This window comes from Micrococcus sp. EYE_212 (assembly GCF_023147585.1).
In the GTDB taxonomy this organism is placed as follows: Bacteria; Actinomycetota; Actinomycetes; order Actinomycetales; family Micrococcaceae; genus Micrococcus.
This window is the reverse complement of record NZ_JAHXOZ010000002.1, coordinates 100,759-116,858: the sequence shown is the minus strand read 5'-3', so window position 1 is coordinate 116,858 and position 16,100 is coordinate 100,759. Positions and strand designations below refer to the sequence as shown.

Below are 16,100 nucleotides of genomic sequence, written 5' to 3'. Positions count from 1 at the left end.
GTCCTCGTCTCTGGTCGGTCAGGCGTCGGCCGCGACGGCGGCGGGCGCGGCGTCGGGCGCGCGGTCCAGGTCCTCCGGGCCGAAGGCGTCCGGGAGCACCTGTTCCATGGTGCGCTGACCCGACGGGGTCAGCAGGACCATGCCGGGGGCCCGGAACTCCCACAGCAGCTGGCGGCAGCGGCCGCACGGCATGGTCAGCACATCATCCCCGTTGACGCACACGAACGCCACGAGCGCCCCGCCCCCGCCCATGCGGAGGTCCGCCACGAGCGAGCACTCGGCGCACAGGGTCAGCCCGTAGGACGCGTTCTCGATGTTGCAGCCGCGGACCACGCGGCCGTCCGCGGTGAGCGCCGCCGCCCCGACCCGGAAGCCCGAGTACGGCACGTAGGCGTGCGCGGTGGCCGCGAGGGCCTCGGCGCGCAGGGCGGCCCAGTCCACGTCCATGCTCACTCCTTCACGTAGGGCGTGCCGGCCGCGGCGGGACCGCGCGAGCGGCCCACGAGGCCCGCGACGGCGAACACCGTGACGAGGTACGGGAGCATGGCCATGAACTGGCTCGGCACGGGCGTGCCGAGGATGGCGAACACGTACTGCATGTTGGTGGCGAAGCCGAAGAGCAGCGCCGCGAAGAACGCGCCGATCGGATTCCAGCGGCCGAAGATCACCGCCGCGAGGGCGATGAAGCCCTGGCCGGCGGTCATCTCCTTGGAGAACGAGGACGCGGAGACCAGGGTGAAGAACGCGCCGCCCATGCCGGCCACCATGCCGCCCAGCAGCACGTTGACGTAGCGGGTGCGGTTGACGTCGATGCCGACGGTGTCCGCGGCCTTCGGGTGCTCGCCCACCGCGCGGACCCGCAGGCCCCAGCGCGTGCGGAACAGCCCGAACCAGAGCAGGCCCACGATCAGGTACATCCCGTAGCCCAGGATCGTCTGGTCGAACAGGATGGGGCCGATCACCGGGATGTCCGCGAGGCCGGGGATGCGCAGGTTCGGGAAGTGCGGCGGCGAGTTCAGGGTCGAGCCGCCGCCGGAGAGCACCGTGGAGAACAGGAAGCTGGTCAGGCCCGCCACGAGCACGTTGAGCACCACGCCCACGATCACCTGGTCCACGAGGTACTTGATGGCGAACACGGCCAGCAGCAGGGAGACCAGCGCCCCGGCCACGACGGCGGCCAGCAGGCCCGCCCACGCCGAGCCCGTGGCGGAGCCGACGACGGCGGCCGTGAAGGCGCCGGCCAGCAGCTGACCCTCGATCGCGATGTTCACCACGCCCGCCCGCTCGGAGAGGATGCCGGCCATCGAGCCGAAGATCAGCGGCACGGCCAGGGCGAACGAGCCGGCGATCAAGCCGGTGAGGAACACCGTGGTGGTGCCCGCCGAGCCCACCACCCACACGAGGAACGCGGCCACGAACGCGGCGGTGAAGACCCCGGCGAGCCACGCGGGCACGCCCCGGCCGGAGGCGGTGAGCCACCACGCCAGCCCGGCGACCCCGAGCAGGATCGCGCTCAGCAGCCAGCCCCACAGCGGGGCGGACGCCGTGAGGTCCGGGAGCACGACGGCGTCGCCCGGATTGGAGAGGCGGAAGACGGCGGTGGCGTCCGGGGCTCCGAGGGCGAAGAGGCCCAGGGAGAGGAGGGCGAACACCGAGAGCAGCACGGGCGTGGACCAGCGGCGCACGGTGACGCGCTCGGGCTGGGCGGCCTCGGCCCCCGGGGAGGGGGTCTGCTGCGGGGCGGTGCGTCGGGTGGCGGTCGAGCTCATCGGTTCTCCCCCTCGTGCTGGGCGGCGGGCGCGGAGGCCGCCGTCGTCGCGGCGTCCTGCACGCCGGCGGACGGGACGACCGCCTGGCCGGCCGCGCCGGTGGCGGCCGCGCCGGCCACGGCAGGCTGGGTCACGGGGTCCGCGGCGCGGCGGGCGCGGGCGGCACCCGGGGCCGGCAGGCGGAAGATCGTGCGCACGAGCGGCGGGGCCGCGATGAACAGCACGATGAAGGACTGGACCACGAGCACGATGTCGATCGGCACACCGGTCTGGGTCTGCATGGTCACGCCGCCGGCGCGCAGCGCGCCGAACAGCAGGCCCGCGAAGAGCACGCCCACCGGATGGGAGCGGCCCAGCAGCGCCACGGTGATGGCGTCGAAGCCGAAGGAGCCGGCCACCGAGGTGTTCAGGCTGCCCTCCGTGCCGGCCACGTGCACCATGCCGGCCAGGCCGGCCAGGCCGCCGGAGATGGCCATCGCGGCCACGTAGGCGCCCTTCACGGAGATGCCGGCGGTGCGGGCGGCGTCCGGATTGGCGCCCACCGCGCGCAGGCGGAAGCCCAGGGTGGAGCGGCGCAGCAGCCACCACGCGAACGCGGTGGCCGCGAGGGCCACGAGGAAGCCGGCGTGCAGGCGGAAGCCCTCGCCGAAGAGCCGAGGGAACATGGCCGAGTCCGGCAGGAAGTCCGAGACGGGGTTGGACGTGCCCGGGCGGCGCAGCACCGGCGTGTTCAGCAGGTAGGCGAGCAGATTGACCGCCACGTAGTTGAGCATGATGGTGAGGATGACCTCGTGGGCCCCGGTGAGCGCCTTGAGCACGCCCACCACCGAGCCCCACAGCACGCCGCCGAGCACGCCCGCCACGAGCACGAGCAGCAGGTGCAGCACGAAGGGCAGCTGCAGGTGGACGCCGAACCAGGTGGCGAACATGGCGCCGAAGATGAACTGGCCCTGTGCGCCGATGTTGAACAGTCCGGCCCGGAACGCGATCGCCACGCCCAGGGAGACGATGATCAGCGGCGTGGCCACCGTGAGCGTCTCCGCGAGCGGGTAGAGCATGCCCTGGAGCGAGGAGGCCTCGTCGTTGAACACCGCGCCGCGGAACAGCGCCAGGAACGCGCCGGAGAACGCCGTCCAGGCGGCGGAGAGCAGGTCCCCCGGGCGGGCGAAGAAGTAGCCGGCGGCCTCCTGCACGTCCTCGTCGGTGAGGATGATCAGCAGGCCGGAGAGCAGCAGGGAGAGCAGGATCGCCAGGGCGGTCACGGCGCCGTTGCCGGAGAGCATGGCGCGCAGGGCGGAGGGGCCCTGCGCCTCGGGGGACGGCGCGCGGCGCGGCCCGGCGGCTCCGGGCTCGGCCGCGGGCCGCTGGGGGGCGGCGGTGCTCACGGGCGGTGTCCTTCCGAGACGGGGGCGGTGTCGGGGTCGTCCTGGCCGGCCATCATGAGGCCGAGCCGCTCGCGCGAGGCGTCGCCGGGGACGATGCCCACGATCCTGCCGTGGTACATGACGGCGATCCGGTCGGCGAGGTCGCGCACCTCGTCCAGCTCGGTGGAGACGATCAGCACGGGGGTCCCGGCGTCCCGCTCCGCGATGATCCGGTCGTGGAGGAACTCGATCGAGCCGACGTCCACACCGCGCGTGGGCTGGGAAGCGATGAACAGCCGCAGGCCGTCCACCAGCTCCCGCGCCATGACGACCTTCTGCTGGTTGCCGCCGGAGAGCGTGCTCACGGGGACGTCCACGCCCTGCGTGCGCACGTCGAACTCCTCGACCCGCCGCTCGGCGAGCGCGCGGATCGCGCCCGGCCGCACCTGGAGGGCGGATCCGGCCGGGTCGACGTCGAAGCGGTTGAGGACCATGTTCTCGGCCACGGAGAACGAGCCGACAAGGCCGTCCGTGGAGCGGTCCTCGGGCACGTAGCCGACGCCGGCGCGGATGATCTGGCGCGTCGAGCGGCCGAGGAGCTCGTGGCCGTCCAGGACGACGGACCCCGTGGCCCGGTGCAGGCCCAAGATCGCCTCGGTCAGCTCGGTCTGGCCGTTGCCCTGCACGCCGGCGACGGCGAGGACCTCGCCCTGCCGGATGCCGAAGGACACGCCGTCCACGAGCACCTGGCCCGTGGGAGAGACCACGGTGAGGTCGGTGACCCGGAAGGTCTCCTCCCCCGCGCGCGGCGGCGTCTTCTCGCGGTGCAGCACGACGTCGCGGCCCACCATCAGCGCGGCGAGCTCGGAGGCCTCCGCGGAGGGGTCGGCGGTGCCGACCACACGGCCGCGGCGCAGCACCGTGATGTCGTCGGAGATCGCCTTGACCTCGCGCAGCTTGTGGGAGATGAACACGATCGCCGTGCCGTCCGCGCGCAGCTGGCGGATGATCTCCAGCAGCTCGTCGGTCTCCTGCGGGGTGAGCACGGCGGTGGGCTCGTCGAGGATGAGGATGCGGGCGTCCCGCACGAGCGCCTTGATGATCTCCACGCGCTGCTGCACGCCCACGGGCAGGTCCTCGACGACGGCGTCCGGGTCCACGTGGAACCCGTACTGGTCGGAGATCTCGCGGATCCGACGCCGGGTGGCCTCGAGGTCCAGGACGCCGGCGGCGCGGGTGTTCTCGTCGCCGAGGGCCACGTTCTCGGCCACCGTGAACACGGGCACCAGCATGAAGTGCTGGTGGACCATGCCGATGCCGGCGCGCATGGCCTCGCCCGGGCCGGAGAAGCGGACCGGCCGCCCGTCCAGGAGGATCTCGCCCTCGGTGGGCTCGTAGAGCCCGAAGAGGACGTTCATCAGGGTGGACTTGCCGGCGCCGTTCTCGCCGAGCAGGGTGTGCACCCGGCCGGACTCCACGGTCAGGTCCACGTCCTCATTGGCGGCGAAGTCGCCGAAGCGCTTGGTGATGCCGCGCAGTTCGAGCCTCATCGGTGCCCTTCCAGGTGTCGGGTGCTCATCGGCATCCCTCCCCGTGGTCGGGGCCTCCGCGCCACCGCGTGCGGCGGGGCCGGCCCGGTGACCCCGGGCCGGCCCCGCCGCACGCGGAGAGGGTCAGGACTTCGGGGAGTACTCGGAGCCGACCTCGAGCTCGCCGGAGACGATCTGCTCCTGCAGCTTCGCGACCTCGTCCTTGAGCTCCTGCGGGACCTTCGCGTCGAAGTCGTGGAACGGTGCCAGCTCGACGCCCTTGTTCTCCAGCGTGCCCACGTAGGGCTCGGAGGAGAACTCGCCCTTGAGGTCCTGGCCGAGAACGTCGGTGACCGACTGGCCCATGTTCTTCACCACGGAGGTGAGGATGACCTCGCCGTCCTCGGTGGACTCGTAGCCGTCGGAGTCCGGCCAGATGACCTTGACGTCCTTGCCGCCCTGGTTGGCCTCCTTGACCGCGTCCAGGGTGCCGAGGCCCACGGGGCCGGCAACGGGCATGACGATGTCCGCGCCTTCGTTGATGAAGTTGGCCGTGTTGGTCTTGCCCGCGGCCTGATTGGAGAAGTCGCCGGTGAAGGAGCCCGTCTTGGCCTCGGTGTCCCAGCCGAGCACCTTGACGTCCTTGCCCTTGGCCTCGTTGTAGTGCTCCACCCCGCGGGCGAAGCCGTCCATGAAGACGGTGACGGTGGGGATCTCCATGCCGCCGTACGTGGCCACGGTGCCGGTCTGGGTGGTGCCGGCGGCCACGTAGCCGGCCAGGAACGCGGCCTGCGCGGTGTCGTAGGTGAGCTTCTGGACATTGTCCGAGAAGCCGTCCGCGGTGACGTCGACGCCGAAGAAGTGCGTGTCCTTGTTCTGCTCCGCGATGGGCTTCATGGCGTCGCCCAGGAGGTAGCCCACGCCGATCACGGCGTCGCAGTCCGCGTTGACCATGGAGGTCACGTTGGGGGTGAACTCGCTCGCGTCCTTCGACTCCGCCTGCGCGGTCTCGATGCCGTACTGCTCCTTGGCCGCGACCAGGCCCTCGTGGGAGGACTGGTTGAACGAGCGGTCGTCGAAGCCGCCCTCGTCCGAGACGATGCAGGCCTTGTAGTCCTTGTTGTCCGAGCCGGCGGCGGCCTCGGCGGAGGCACCGGTCGAGCCGGCGGCGGAGGAGGAGGACTCCTCCGGCGGGGCGCCGCAGCCGGCCAGCAGGAGGCTGGAGCCGAGCACGGCGGCGGGGATCAGGAGACGGCGGCGGTCGGACGAGGCGGAGACGATGCCCATGGGGTCCTCTTTCGGAAGGCGCGATGCGATGAGAGCGGACCTCCGGGGAGGCCTGCGACGGCGACGGCGGACGGGCCGGTGCGGGGCACGGCGAGCGCCCGCGCGCTCGATGCGCGTGAGTTTACCCAATGTTCTCTCCGTGTCCGCACGCCGTGCCCCGGACCCTCGGGCGGGGTCCAGGTCAGAGGGTCTCCCCCCCGGTCAGCGCCTCGAGCGCGGCCGCCGCGAAGACCCGCATGCCCACGCCGATGGCCCGCTCGTCCGGGACGTAGTCGCCGCGGTGCAGGTCGTACGTGATGCCGCCCGGGGTGCGGGTGCCCAGGCGCAGCATGGAGCCGGGCACCGTCTGCGTCATCCACGCGAAGTCCTCGCCGCCCATGGACTGCGGGGTGAGCTGGATGGCACGGGGGCCGAGCTCGCGGCGCGCCGCGTGCTCGATCAGGGCCGTCTCCGTCTCCGCGTTGTGCACGGGCGGCACACCGCGGATGTGCTCGAGGCCCACGTCCACCCCGTAGGGGGCGGCCACCTGCGTGACCACCTCGTCGAGGAGCTCGCCCGCCTCCTCCCACACGTCCGCGTCGAGGCAGCGCATGGTGCCCGCGAGGTAGCCGGTGTTGTCGATCGCGTTCGGCGCGCTGCCGGCGGCGATCTGGCCCCACACCACGGAGACGGCGGAGCGCACGTCGATGCGGCGCGAGAGCACGGCGGGCACGTTGATCGCGATCTGCGAGAGCGCGAACACCATGTCCTCGGTCAGGTGCGGGCGGGAGGTGTGGCCGCCGCGTCCGGTGAGCGTGATGCGGATGGTGTCCGCGGCCGAGGTGATGGCGCCGATGCGCGTGCCGATCGTGCCGACGTCGACGTGAGGGTCGCAGTGGGCCGCGAGGATGCGCGGCACGCCCTCGAGCACGCCCTGGCGGATCACGGAGAGCGAGCCGCCGGGCAGGCGTTCCTCGGCGGGCTGGAAGATGATGCGCACCCGGCCCCGCACCCGCTCGGCGGCGGCGCGCAGCCGCGGGTCGGGCGTGGAGCCGCGCAGGATGCGGGCGAGGGACAGGGCCGTGCCGAGCATGACGGCGGTGTGCACGTCGTGGCCGCACGCGTGGGCCACCCCGTCCTTGACCGAGACGTAGGGCAGCCCCGTCTCCTCCTCCACCGGCAGCGCGTCGATGTCCGCGCGCAGCGCCAGCACGATCGGCCCCTCGCCGACGTCCACGTAGAGGCCCGTCCCCTCGAGGCGCACGGGGTTCAGTCCGTAGTCCGCGAGCGTCTCCACGATCAGGTCCGTGGTGCGGTACTCCTCGAAGGAGAGCTCGGGGTGGCGGTGCAGCTCGCGGCGCACGGCCACCGCCACGTCCTCGAGGTCACGGACGACCGCGGCCACGGACGGCACGGCCGCGGGCGCGCGGGCGTCGCGGAGGACGGAGTCGGAGGTGCTCATGGGGCAGGACCCTACCCGCAGCGCGGGCGGACGTCCCCGCCCGGTGACCGCCGGCGTCCCCGCGCCCCGCGTCAGGGCCCGCCGTCAGAGGACGTCGTCGGCGCCGGTGGCCTTGAGCGACTCCACGGCCTTCTTCACGTCCTGCGCGTGGGCCGTGGTGGTCACCAGGAGGGCGTCCTCGGTGTCCACGATCACGACGTCCTCGATGCCGATGAGCGCGATCACGCGCTTCGTGTCCGTGACCACCACGCCGGACGCGTCGTCCGAGTACACCCGGGGGGTGTCCCCGATGACGGTGATGCCGGAGGCGTCCTTCACCGGGTTCAGGCGGGCGATCGCGGCGAAGTCGCCCACGTCGTCCCACGTGAAGGTGCCGGGGATGACGGCCACGTCACCGGCCGTGGCGGCAGGCTCGGCCACCGCGTAGTCGATCGCGGTCTTCTTGAGCGTGGGCCACACCCGCTGCATGACCTCGTCACGCCGGTCCGTCGCCCACGCGTGGGCGATCTCCATGAGTCCCGCGTGCAGCTCCGGCTCGTTCGCCTCGAGGTGCTCGAGCATGAGGCCGACCGGGGCCACGAACATGCCCGCGTTCCACAGGTAGCGGCCGGACTTCACGTAGCGCTCCGCCACCTTCTGGTCCGGCTTCTCCACGAAGGCCGCGACGTCGTGCGCGTCCGGGGCGCCGGGCACCTTCAGCGCGCGCCCCTGGCGGATGTAGCCGAAGCCGGTGGCGGCGTGCGAGGGGGTGATGCCGATGGTGACGATCCGCCCCGTGGCAGCGGTGGCCACGGCCTGGCGCACGGCGTCCTGGAACACCTCCACGGGGCCGATCACCTGGTCCGCGGCGAAGGAGCCCATGATCGTGTCCGGATCGCGCAGGGAGAGGATGGCCGCGGCAAGCCCGATCGCGGCGGCGGAGTCCTTGGGCGAGGGCTCGAGCACCAGGTCTCCGTCCTGCAGGGCCGGGAGCTGGTGGCACACGGCGTCCTGGTGCGCCTCTCCGGTCACCACCATCATCCCGGCGGCCAGCGGCGCGAGGCGGTCCCACGTGGCGCGGATCAGGGTCTGGCCCGAGCCGGTGAGGTCGTGGAGGAACTTCGGCGCCGCTGCCCGCGAGAGGGGCCACAGGCGGGTGCCCACGCCTCCCGCGGGGATCACGGCGTGGAAGCGGGCCAGGGCGGGGGCCTCGGCGTCCGAGGGCGCGGCGGCGGGGTTTCGGTCGGTGCTCACCGGCTCAGGGTACGAAACCGCCCCAGGGGGCACCAATCGGCCCCGCGGGCGCGGCGGCGCCGGGCGCGCCCGCGGGGTGCGCCGCCGGGGCGGGCTCCGCGGGCCCGACGGGACGCGTCACAGTGGCGGCGCCCGCACGCGCGGCGGGCCCCCGAGGGTCTACCCTGGTCGGAGGAATCCACTCGCACACGTCCCGCGCCCCGGCAGAACCCTGCCCAGGCCAGGGATCGTGCATTCCCCCTGGAGGTATCAACCGTGTCTAGCGCCACTGCGCAGGCCCCGGCTCAGAGCGGCCGCGGAACCCTGTATCGGGGCCACGGCGGCATGTGGTCCTGGGTGGGCCACCGCGTCACCGGCGTCGTCATCTTCTTCTACCTGCTCGTCCACGTCCTGGACACGTCCATGGTCCGGGTCTCCCCCGAGGCCTACGACGTCGTCATCGGCGCCTACAAGACCTGGTACTTCGCACTCGGCGAGGCCGGCCTCGTGGCCGCGATCCTCTTCCACGCCCTCAACGGCCTGCGCATCATCGCCGTGGACTTCTGGAAGGGCGGCACGCGCCACCACAAGACCCTGCTGTGGATCGTCCTGGCCGTCTGGGCCGTCCTGGTCCTCGGCTTCTGCATCCGCCACTTCGGCCTGGCTCTGGGAGGTCACTGATCATGAGCACCACCGCTGAGACCCCCCTCGCGGCCCCCCGCTCGGGCAAGCTGGACCCCAAGTACACCCGCTCCAAGGGCGGCGAGGGCAACTTCGAGATGCTCGCGTGGCTCTTCATGCGCGTGTCCGGCGTGATCCTCGTGGTCCTGCTCTTCACGCACCTCTTCACCAACCTCATGGTGGGAGACGGCATCTCCGGGATCGACTTCGGCTTCGTGGCCGGCAAGTGGGCGCACCCGCTGTGGCAGTTCTGGGACCTGGCCCTCCTGTGGCTGGCCATGCTGCACGGCGCCAACGGCATGCGCACCATCATCAACGACTACGCCGAGCGCGACCGCGTCCGCTTCTGGCTGTCGATGATCCTGTACATCGCCACCGCCGCGATCATCATCCTGGGCACCCTCGTGATCTTCACGTTCGACGCCTGCATGGTGGACGCCTCCGGCGCTCTCATGGAGCGCTCCCCCGCCATCTGCCGCTGATCCCCACCGGATCCGCCTCCCCCGCTCGCGCGGCGTGACCCCCCGGCCACCGCGCCCGCAAGACACCGAGAGAGAGAAACCTGAATGCAGGTACACAAGTACGACGTGGTGATCGTCGGCGCAGGCGGCGCGGGAATGCGTGCCGCGATCGAGTCCGGCCAGCGCGCCCGCACGGCCGTCCTCACCAAGATCTACCCCACCCGCTCCCACACCGGCGCGGCCCAGGGCGGTATGTGCGCGGCCCTCGCCAACGTCGAGGAGGACAACTGGGAGTGGCACACGTTCGACACCGTGAAGGGCGGCGACTACCTGGTGGACCAGGACGCCGCCGAGGTCATGGCCAAGGAGGCCATCGACGCGGTGCTCGACCTGGAGAAGATGGGCCTGCCCTTCAACCGCACCCCCGAGGGCAAGATCGACCAGCGCCGCTTCGGCGGCCACACCCGTGACCACGGCAAGGCGCCCGTGCGCCGCGCGTGCTACGCCGCGGACCGCACCGGCCACATGATCCTCCAGACGCTCTACCAGAACTGCGTCAAGCACAACGTGGAGTTCTACAACGAGTTCTACGTGCTCGACCTGCTCATGGTGGACGAGGACGCGACCCGCGCCGACGGCACCCCGTTCACGCAGAAGCGCGTGGCCGGCGTCGTGGCCTACGAGCTGGCCACCGGCGAGCTGCACACCTTCCAGGCCAAGTCCGTGGTGTTCGCCACCGGCGGCGCCGGCAAGGTGTACAAGACCACCTCCAACGCCCACACCCTCACGGGCGACGGCATGGCCATCGCGTACCGCTCCGGCCTGCCGCTCGAGGACATGGAGTTCGTGCAGTTCCACCCGACCGGCCTGGCCGGCCTGGGCATCCTCCTCTCGGAGGCGGCCCGCGGCGAGGGCGGCATCCTGCGCAACGCGGACGGCGAGCGCTTCATGGAGCGCTACGCCCCCACCATCAAGGACCTCGCGCCGCGCGACATCGTGGCGCGCTCCATGGCCGAGGAGGTCCGCCAGGGCCGCGGCGCCGGTCCGAACAAGGACTACGTGCTGCTCGACCTGACGCACCTGGAGCCCGCTCACATCGACGAGAAGCTCCCGGACATCACCGAGTTCGCCCGCACCTACCTGGGCGTCGAGCCCTACACGGAGCCGGTGCCGGTGTTCCCCACGTGCCACTACTTCATGGGCGGCATGCCCACGAACATCAAGGCCGAGGTCCTGCAGGACAACGACACCGTGGTGCCGGGCCTGTACGCCGCCGGCGAGGTGGCCTGCGTGTCCGTGCACGGCTCCAACCGCCTGGGCACCAACTCGCTGCTGGACATCAACGTCTTCGGCCGCCGTGCCGGCATCTTCGCCGCCGAGTACGCGGCGACCGCCGACTGGGTGGAGCTCCCGGAGAACGGCGAGGCGCCGACCCGCCAGCACATCGAGAGCCTGCGCTCGGCCACGGGCAGCGAGCGCGTCGCGGACATCCGCGCCGAGCTGCAGGAGTCCATGGACGCGGACATGCAGGTGTTCCGCGACGAGGACTCCATCCGCCGCGCCCTGGCCAAGATCGAGGAGCTGCGCGGCCGCTACGAGAACGTGTCGGTGCAGGACAAGGGCCAGCGCTTCAACCTCGACCTGCTCGAGGGCATGGAGCTCGGCTACCTGCTCGACATCGCCGAGGCCATGACCCTCGCGGCCCTGGGCCGCAAGGAGTCCCGCGGCGGCCACTACCGCGAGGACTACCCCGACCGCGACGACGCCAACTTCATGGCGCACACCATGATCTACCGTGACGAGACCGCGGAGATGGAGGGCGTCAAGGGCATCCGCTTCGAGACGAAGCCCGTCGTCGTGACCCGTTACCAGCCGATGGAGCGTAAGTACTGATGAGCCACGCAGCACACGAGACCGAGACCCCCGTGGCCGAGCAGACCGTCGAGGTCGCCGAGCCGACCGAGCAGAAGACCTCGGGCGGCGTCGGCGAGATCGAGTCGTTCGACATCGTCCTGAAGGTCCGCCGCTTCCTGCCGGACACCTCCGAGGAGTCCTACTGGGACGAGTGGCGCCTGACCATGTACGGCACCGACCGCGTGCTGGACGCCCTGCACAAGGTGAAGTGGGACCTGGACGGCACGCTGTCCTTCCGTCGCTCCTGCGCCCACGGCGTGTGCGGCTCCGATGCCATGCGCATCAACGGCCGCAACCGCCTGGCCTGCAAGACCCTGCTGAAGGACCTCGACCTGTCCAAGCCCATCCTGGTGGAGCCCATCAAGGGCCTGCCGGTGGAGAAGGACCTGATCGTGGACATGGAGCCGTTCTTCCAGTCCTACCGCGAGGTCATGCCGTTCCTCGTGGCCAAGGGCCACGAGCCCACCCAGGAGCGCTACCAGTCCCAGGCCGACCGGGCGATCTACGACGACACCACCAAGTGCATCCTGTGCGCCGCGTGCACCTCCTCCTGCCCCGTGTTCTGGACGGACGGCCAGTACTTCGGCCCGGCCGCCATCGTGAACGCGCACCGGTTCATCTTCGACTCGCGCGACGACGCCGGCGACATGCGCCTGGAGATCCTCAACGACAAGGAGGGCGTGTGGCGCTGCCGCACGACCTTCAACTGCACCGACGCGTGCCCGCGCGGCATCCAGGTGACCCAGGCGATCGCCGAGGTCAAGAACGCCATCCTGGCGCGCTCCTTCTGATCGACTGAGGCCCGGGCTCCCGGGCCTCGCCACCACGACGGCGGCCCGTCTCCCCACGCGGGGAGACGGGCCGCCGTTCTGCGTCCACGGGGTCGCGGCTCAGCCGTCGAAGGCGTCGCGGGTGGAGCGCAGATGCGTGATGAACAGCCACGCCGCGCACGCGATGAGCATGGCCACCACCGACGCGAGCACGAGGGGCCCCGCCCCTCCGGCGGCGACCATGCGGCCGCCGTCGACCATCCAGAAGGCCGCGGTGAGCAGGCCGATCCCCACGAGCACCGTGCCGACCCAGCGGGTGGCGCCGATCAGGCGCGCCGCGCCCCACATCAGGAGCGCGGTGGCCGCCAGGATCCCCACGACGGCGGCCGGCAGCAGCCCCGGCGGGGTGAGGAAGGAGGCGACGTCGGCGTCCGTCACCGCCACCGCCCCCCACGCACGCGCCTCGAGCACCGCGCGGGCGTAGCCCGAGACCGACTGGAGGGCGAGCACGCCCGCCGTGGCGGCGGCGCTGAGCACCCCCGTCACGAGCGTCAGGAACTGAAGGCGACGGATCGGGCGGCGGACCACGCGGTCGTGGACGGCGGCGGCGTCGAGGGACGTCTCGGGCGCCGGGTCGGCGCCCGCGGGCGAGGAGTCAGAGGGGTGCGCGTGCATGTCCCCATCCTCCCCCGGATGCGACGACACCCGCACAGGAGGGGGACTGTTCAGGGATTCCCCCTCCGGTGCGGGAGTCGTTCCGGTCGGCCGGGGTCCGCTGAGCACCGTGCGTCGCGGCGGAGCCGGATGCGCTCACGGAACGGGCAGGCGAGGGTGGAGGGTCCGCGACGGTCGAGCGCCGAGGTCAGGCGCCGGCGGGGCGGCCCTGCCGGGTGTAGGCGGCCTCCTCGCCACTGAACGCGTTCACCAGCCACAGGATGTTCACGACCAGGAGGCCGAGGCTGGCCAGGGACGCGATCACGCCCGCGAGGCCGGGGAACGTGGTGAAGCTGAGGAGTCCGGCGAGGGCGCCGAGCGTGCCCAGGATCGCGGCGACGATGCCCACGATCCGCGCCCAGTTCTTCACGGCCCGAAGGCCGAAGTACACGAGGGCGTACACGGCGAGGCCGATCAGCAGGGCCACCACGACGCCGCCGATGAACGAGGCCCGGAAGAAGGCCTCGAACCTGTCGACGTCCTCCGGCGGAACGCCGCCCTCGGCCGAGACGGACTCGCGGACCACGCGCATCATGTCGTCGAGTCCGAAGAGCGGGGGGACGTTCGCGAGCAGCCACAGCGCCGCGGACGCCAGGGTGAGGGTCAGCAGGGTGCGGTGCCGGCGGGGCTCGGGGAGGACACCGCCCTGGCCCATCGGTGCGTACGGCTGGGTGCCGTACCGCGAGCCGGGGGCCGTGCCCGGTGCGGGGTCCTGGCTGGGCGCGGGGTACTGGCCTGCGGCGGGGTACTGGCCCGGAGTGGAGTACTGGGGCCGGTCGATCGGGTCGGGCTCACCGTAGGGGCTCGGGTTCTGGGGAGGGGTGGTCGTCATGTCGGTTCCTCTCAGGGGATGGTGGACTCAGGCGTGGGCGGGGCCGCTCACTCGTAGCGCAGTGCCTCGATGGGGTCCTTGCGGGCGGCCCGGGCGGCGGGAAGGGTGCCGGCCAGGAACGCGATCGCCAGGATCAGCAGGGCGATCAGCAGCAGGGAGAGCGGCTCGACGGCGTACAGCACCAAGCCGGTGACCCCGCTCAGGGCGCCCTGCGTGAGCAGCGCGTTCGCGGTCAGGCCCACGGCCACGCCCAGCCCGATGCCGATCAGCGACCCCAGCAGGCCGATCATCACGGCCTCCAGGGTGAAGAGCCCGAAGATCCGGCCGCCCGTCATGCCGAGGGCCTTCATGAGGCCGATCTCCCGGGTGCGCTCCTGCACCGCCATGAGGAGGGTGTTGATGATGCCGAAGCTGGCCGCCAGCAGGGCGATCAGGGCGAAGCCGTTGAGCACCCACGTCACCGCGTCGATGATCCCTCGGATCACGCCGAGCTGGTCCTCGAGGGTCTGGGCGGAGTAGCCCTGCTCCGCGAGGGCCGCCTGCACGGCCGCCTCGTTCTCGGGCATGCCCTCCACCGTCACCGTGGCGGAGAAGTAGGTGTCGCGCTGCTCCTCGGGCAGCCCTGCGGTCTGGATCTCGTGCAGGCGGTCCTCGACGGCGCGGGAGGGCACCGGCCCGACACCCGAGCCCGAGGCGACGGCCTCGGTCACGCCGACCACCTCCGCCTCCATCCCGCTCTGCTCGCCCAGCGGATCCGCGGCCACCAGGGTCACCGTCTGCCCGAGGACGTCCTCAGGCTCCGTGCCGCCCAGCGCCTCGACCCAGTCCGTCGGCACCGTGATCTCGGCCGCGTCCTCGGCGGGCTCGCGTCCGGCGGCCATGGAGAGCGTGCCGATCTCGTACGAGGCTCCCATGAAGGGCACGGCCCACTGGCGGCCGTCCGCGCCCTCGATGAACTCCGGCTCCACGAGGCGGGCGGTCTCCACGGCCGTCACGTGCTCGGCGTCCCGGATCGTCTCGAGGTCCTTCCCCGTGAGCAGGGGCATGCCGAACATCTCCCCGGAGGAGGCCCCCTCGGGGTCGTACTCGGAGGGCGCCCCGCCCATGGAGAACCCGCTGCCCATGTCCGCCTGCTTGGTCACGGTCATCTCGTCCGGGGCGCCGAAGCCCTCCACCATGTTGTCCACGTACTTGTTGATGCCGGCGCCGAGGCCCGTGGTCAGGGTGAGGGTGAACGCGCCGATCACGATCGCGATCACGGTCAGGAAGGTGCGCAGCTTGGAGCGCATCGTGTTGGCGAGCGCGGTGCCCACCAGGTCCGTGGTCCTCATGCGCGCGCCCCCGACTCCTCGTCCACGATCATCCCGTCCTGCATCACGAGCCGACGGTCGCAGCGTGCCGCGAGGTCGTCGTCGTGCGTGACCACCACGAGGGTGATGCCCTGCTCCCGCTGGAGGCCGAAGAGGATGTCCTCCACGGACCGCGAGGTGGCCGAGTCCAGGTTGCCCGTGGGCTCGTCCGCGAAGAGCACCGTGGGGCGGTTGACCAGGGCGCGGGCGATGCACACGCGCTGCTTCTGGCCGCCCGAGAGGTCGGTGGCCCGGTTGCCGGCCTTGTCCGCCATCCCGAGCTGGGCGAGCACGTCCATGCCGCGCTCCCGGCGCTCGCGGCGGGGCACGCCCGCGATCTTGAGCGGCAGCACCACGTTCTCCAGCACGCTCTGGTTCCCGTTGAGGAAGAACTGCTGGAACACGAACCCGAAGGTCGCGTTGCGCAGGCGGGACACCTCGGCAGGGCTCACGCCCGAGACCGGCCGGCCGTCCATCGCGACGACGCCGGAGGTCGGGCGGTCCAGCAGCGCGAGCAGGTGCATGAGGGTGGACTTGCCCGAGCCGGACTTGCCCACGACGGCCACGGACTCCCCCGCGCGCAGCTGGAGGGTGACGCCCTTGAGCGCGTCGAAGCGGGACTCGCCGCGACCGTAGACCTTCACCAGGTTCTCGGTCTCCAGGATCGGCTCGACCCCGCCGAACGGCATCGCATCACCCGGGGGGCGTGCCCCCGCGGTCGTGTGGACGGTGTGGCTCACGTGCTCTCCCTCTGCGCTGAGGCCCGCGTCCCGTGCA

General features: G+C 71.9%; 15 protein-coding genes. 4 read left to right on the top strand and 11 right to left on the bottom strand.

Features of this window, described 5'->3' with window-relative positions:
• Nucleotides 1–18: 18 nt before the first annotated feature.
• The 7 genes from KZX60_RS02310 to KZX60_RS02280 form a co-directional block, all read right to left on the bottom strand.
• Complete coding sequence (locus KZX60_RS02310) at nucleotides 19–447, bottom strand: cytidine deaminase (RefSeq protein WP_248115415.1); 429 nt, start codon at nucleotides 445–447, stop codon at nucleotides 19–21.
• 2 nt (nucleotides 448–449) lie between these two features.
• Entirely contained in the window at nucleotides 450–1,769 is a 1,320-nt protein-coding gene (locus KZX60_RS02305) for an ABC transporter permease (RefSeq protein ID WP_248115414.1), read from the bottom strand.
• Nucleotides 1,766–3,154, bottom strand: coding sequence for an ABC transporter permease (locus KZX60_RS02300; protein ID WP_248115413.1), 1,389 nt, complete (start codon nucleotides 3,152–3,154; stop codon nucleotides 1,766–1,768). Before KZX60_RS02300 ends, KZX60_RS02305 begins: the two co-directional genes overlap by 4 nt.
• The gene (locus tag KZX60_RS02295) at nucleotides 3,151–4,683 is read right to left on the bottom strand and encodes an ABC transporter ATP-binding protein (protein WP_248115412.1); all 1,533 of its coding nucleotides are present in this window, start codon (nucleotides 4,681–4,683) and stop codon (nucleotides 3,151–3,153) included. Before KZX60_RS02295 ends, KZX60_RS02300 begins: the two co-directional genes overlap by 4 nt.
• Nucleotides 4,684–4,806: 123 nt before the next feature.
• On the bottom strand, nucleotides 4,807–5,949 hold the full coding sequence (locus KZX60_RS02290; RefSeq protein WP_248115411.1) for a BMP family ABC transporter substrate-binding protein: 1,143 nt from the start codon (nucleotides 5,947–5,949) through the stop codon (nucleotides 4,807–4,809).
• Between the two features lie 181 nt (nucleotides 5,950–6,130).
• A complete protein-coding gene (locus KZX60_RS02285; RefSeq protein WP_248115410.1) occupies nucleotides 6,131–7,390 on the bottom strand; it encodes an amidohydrolase in 1,260 nt (419 codons plus the stop codon).
• An 84-nt stretch (nucleotides 7,391–7,474) separates the two neighbouring features.
• Nucleotides 7,475–8,623 carry a mannose-1-phosphate guanylyltransferase gene (locus KZX60_RS02280; protein ID WP_248115409.1) on the bottom strand — a complete coding sequence of 383 codons (1,149 nt, stop codon included), beginning with the start codon at nucleotides 8,621–8,623 and terminating at the stop codon, nucleotides 7,475–7,477.
• A gap of 255 nt (nucleotides 8,624–8,878) precedes the next feature.
• Here KZX60_RS02280 and sdhC point away from each other — a divergent pair, with 255 nt between their 5' ends.
• The 4 genes from sdhC to KZX60_RS02260 all read left to right on the top strand — a co-directional run bounded on the left by sdhC (nucleotide 8,879) and on the right by KZX60_RS02260 (nucleotide 12,449).
• Nucleotides 8,879–9,283: a succinate dehydrogenase, cytochrome b556 subunit gene (gene sdhC / locus KZX60_RS02275; protein WP_298714032.1), complete on the top strand. Its 405-nt coding sequence runs from the start codon at nucleotides 8,879–8,881 to the stop codon at nucleotides 9,281–9,283.
• 2 nt (nucleotides 9,284–9,285) lie between these two features.
• Nucleotides 9,286–9,765, top strand: coding sequence for a succinate dehydrogenase hydrophobic membrane anchor subunit (locus tag KZX60_RS02270; RefSeq protein ID WP_248115408.1), 480 nt, complete (start codon nucleotides 9,286–9,288; stop codon nucleotides 9,763–9,765).
• A gap of 84 nt (nucleotides 9,766–9,849) precedes the next feature.
• On the top strand, nucleotides 9,850–11,637 hold the full coding sequence (gene sdhA / locus KZX60_RS02265; protein ID WP_248115407.1) for a succinate dehydrogenase flavoprotein subunit: 1,788 nt from the start codon (nucleotides 9,850–9,852) through the stop codon (nucleotides 11,635–11,637).
• Nucleotides 11,637–12,449 carry a succinate dehydrogenase iron-sulfur subunit gene (locus tag KZX60_RS02260; RefSeq protein ID WP_248115406.1) on the top strand — a complete coding sequence of 271 codons (813 nt, stop codon included), beginning with the start codon at nucleotides 11,637–11,639 and terminating at the stop codon, nucleotides 12,447–12,449. Before sdhA ends, KZX60_RS02260 begins: the two co-directional genes overlap by 1 nt.
• A gap of 99 nt (nucleotides 12,450–12,548) precedes the next feature.
• Here the strand turns inward: KZX60_RS02260 and KZX60_RS02255 are convergent, their stop codons facing one another.
• From KZX60_RS02255 to KZX60_RS02240, 4 genes are all read right to left on the bottom strand, one after another.
• Entirely contained in the window at nucleotides 12,549–13,103 is a 555-nt protein-coding gene (locus KZX60_RS02255) for a hypothetical protein (protein ID WP_248115405.1), read from the bottom strand.
• 187 nt (nucleotides 13,104–13,290) lie between these two features.
• On the bottom strand, nucleotides 13,291–13,974 hold the full coding sequence (locus KZX60_RS02250) for a hypothetical protein (protein WP_248115404.1): 684 nt from the start codon (nucleotides 13,972–13,974) through the stop codon (nucleotides 13,291–13,293).
• Between the two features lie 47 nt (nucleotides 13,975–14,021).
• Entirely contained in the window at nucleotides 14,022–15,305 is a 1,284-nt protein-coding gene (locus KZX60_RS02245; RefSeq protein ID WP_248115403.1) for an ABC transporter permease, read from the bottom strand.
• Nucleotides 15,302–16,012 (bottom strand): ABC transporter ATP-binding protein, encoded by a 711-nt coding sequence (locus KZX60_RS02240; protein ID WP_248115503.1) that lies wholly within the window; start codon nucleotides 16,010–16,012, stop codon nucleotides 15,302–15,304. Before KZX60_RS02240 ends, KZX60_RS02245 begins: the two co-directional genes overlap by 4 nt.
• Between the last annotated feature and the right edge of the window lie 88 nt (nucleotides 16,013–16,100).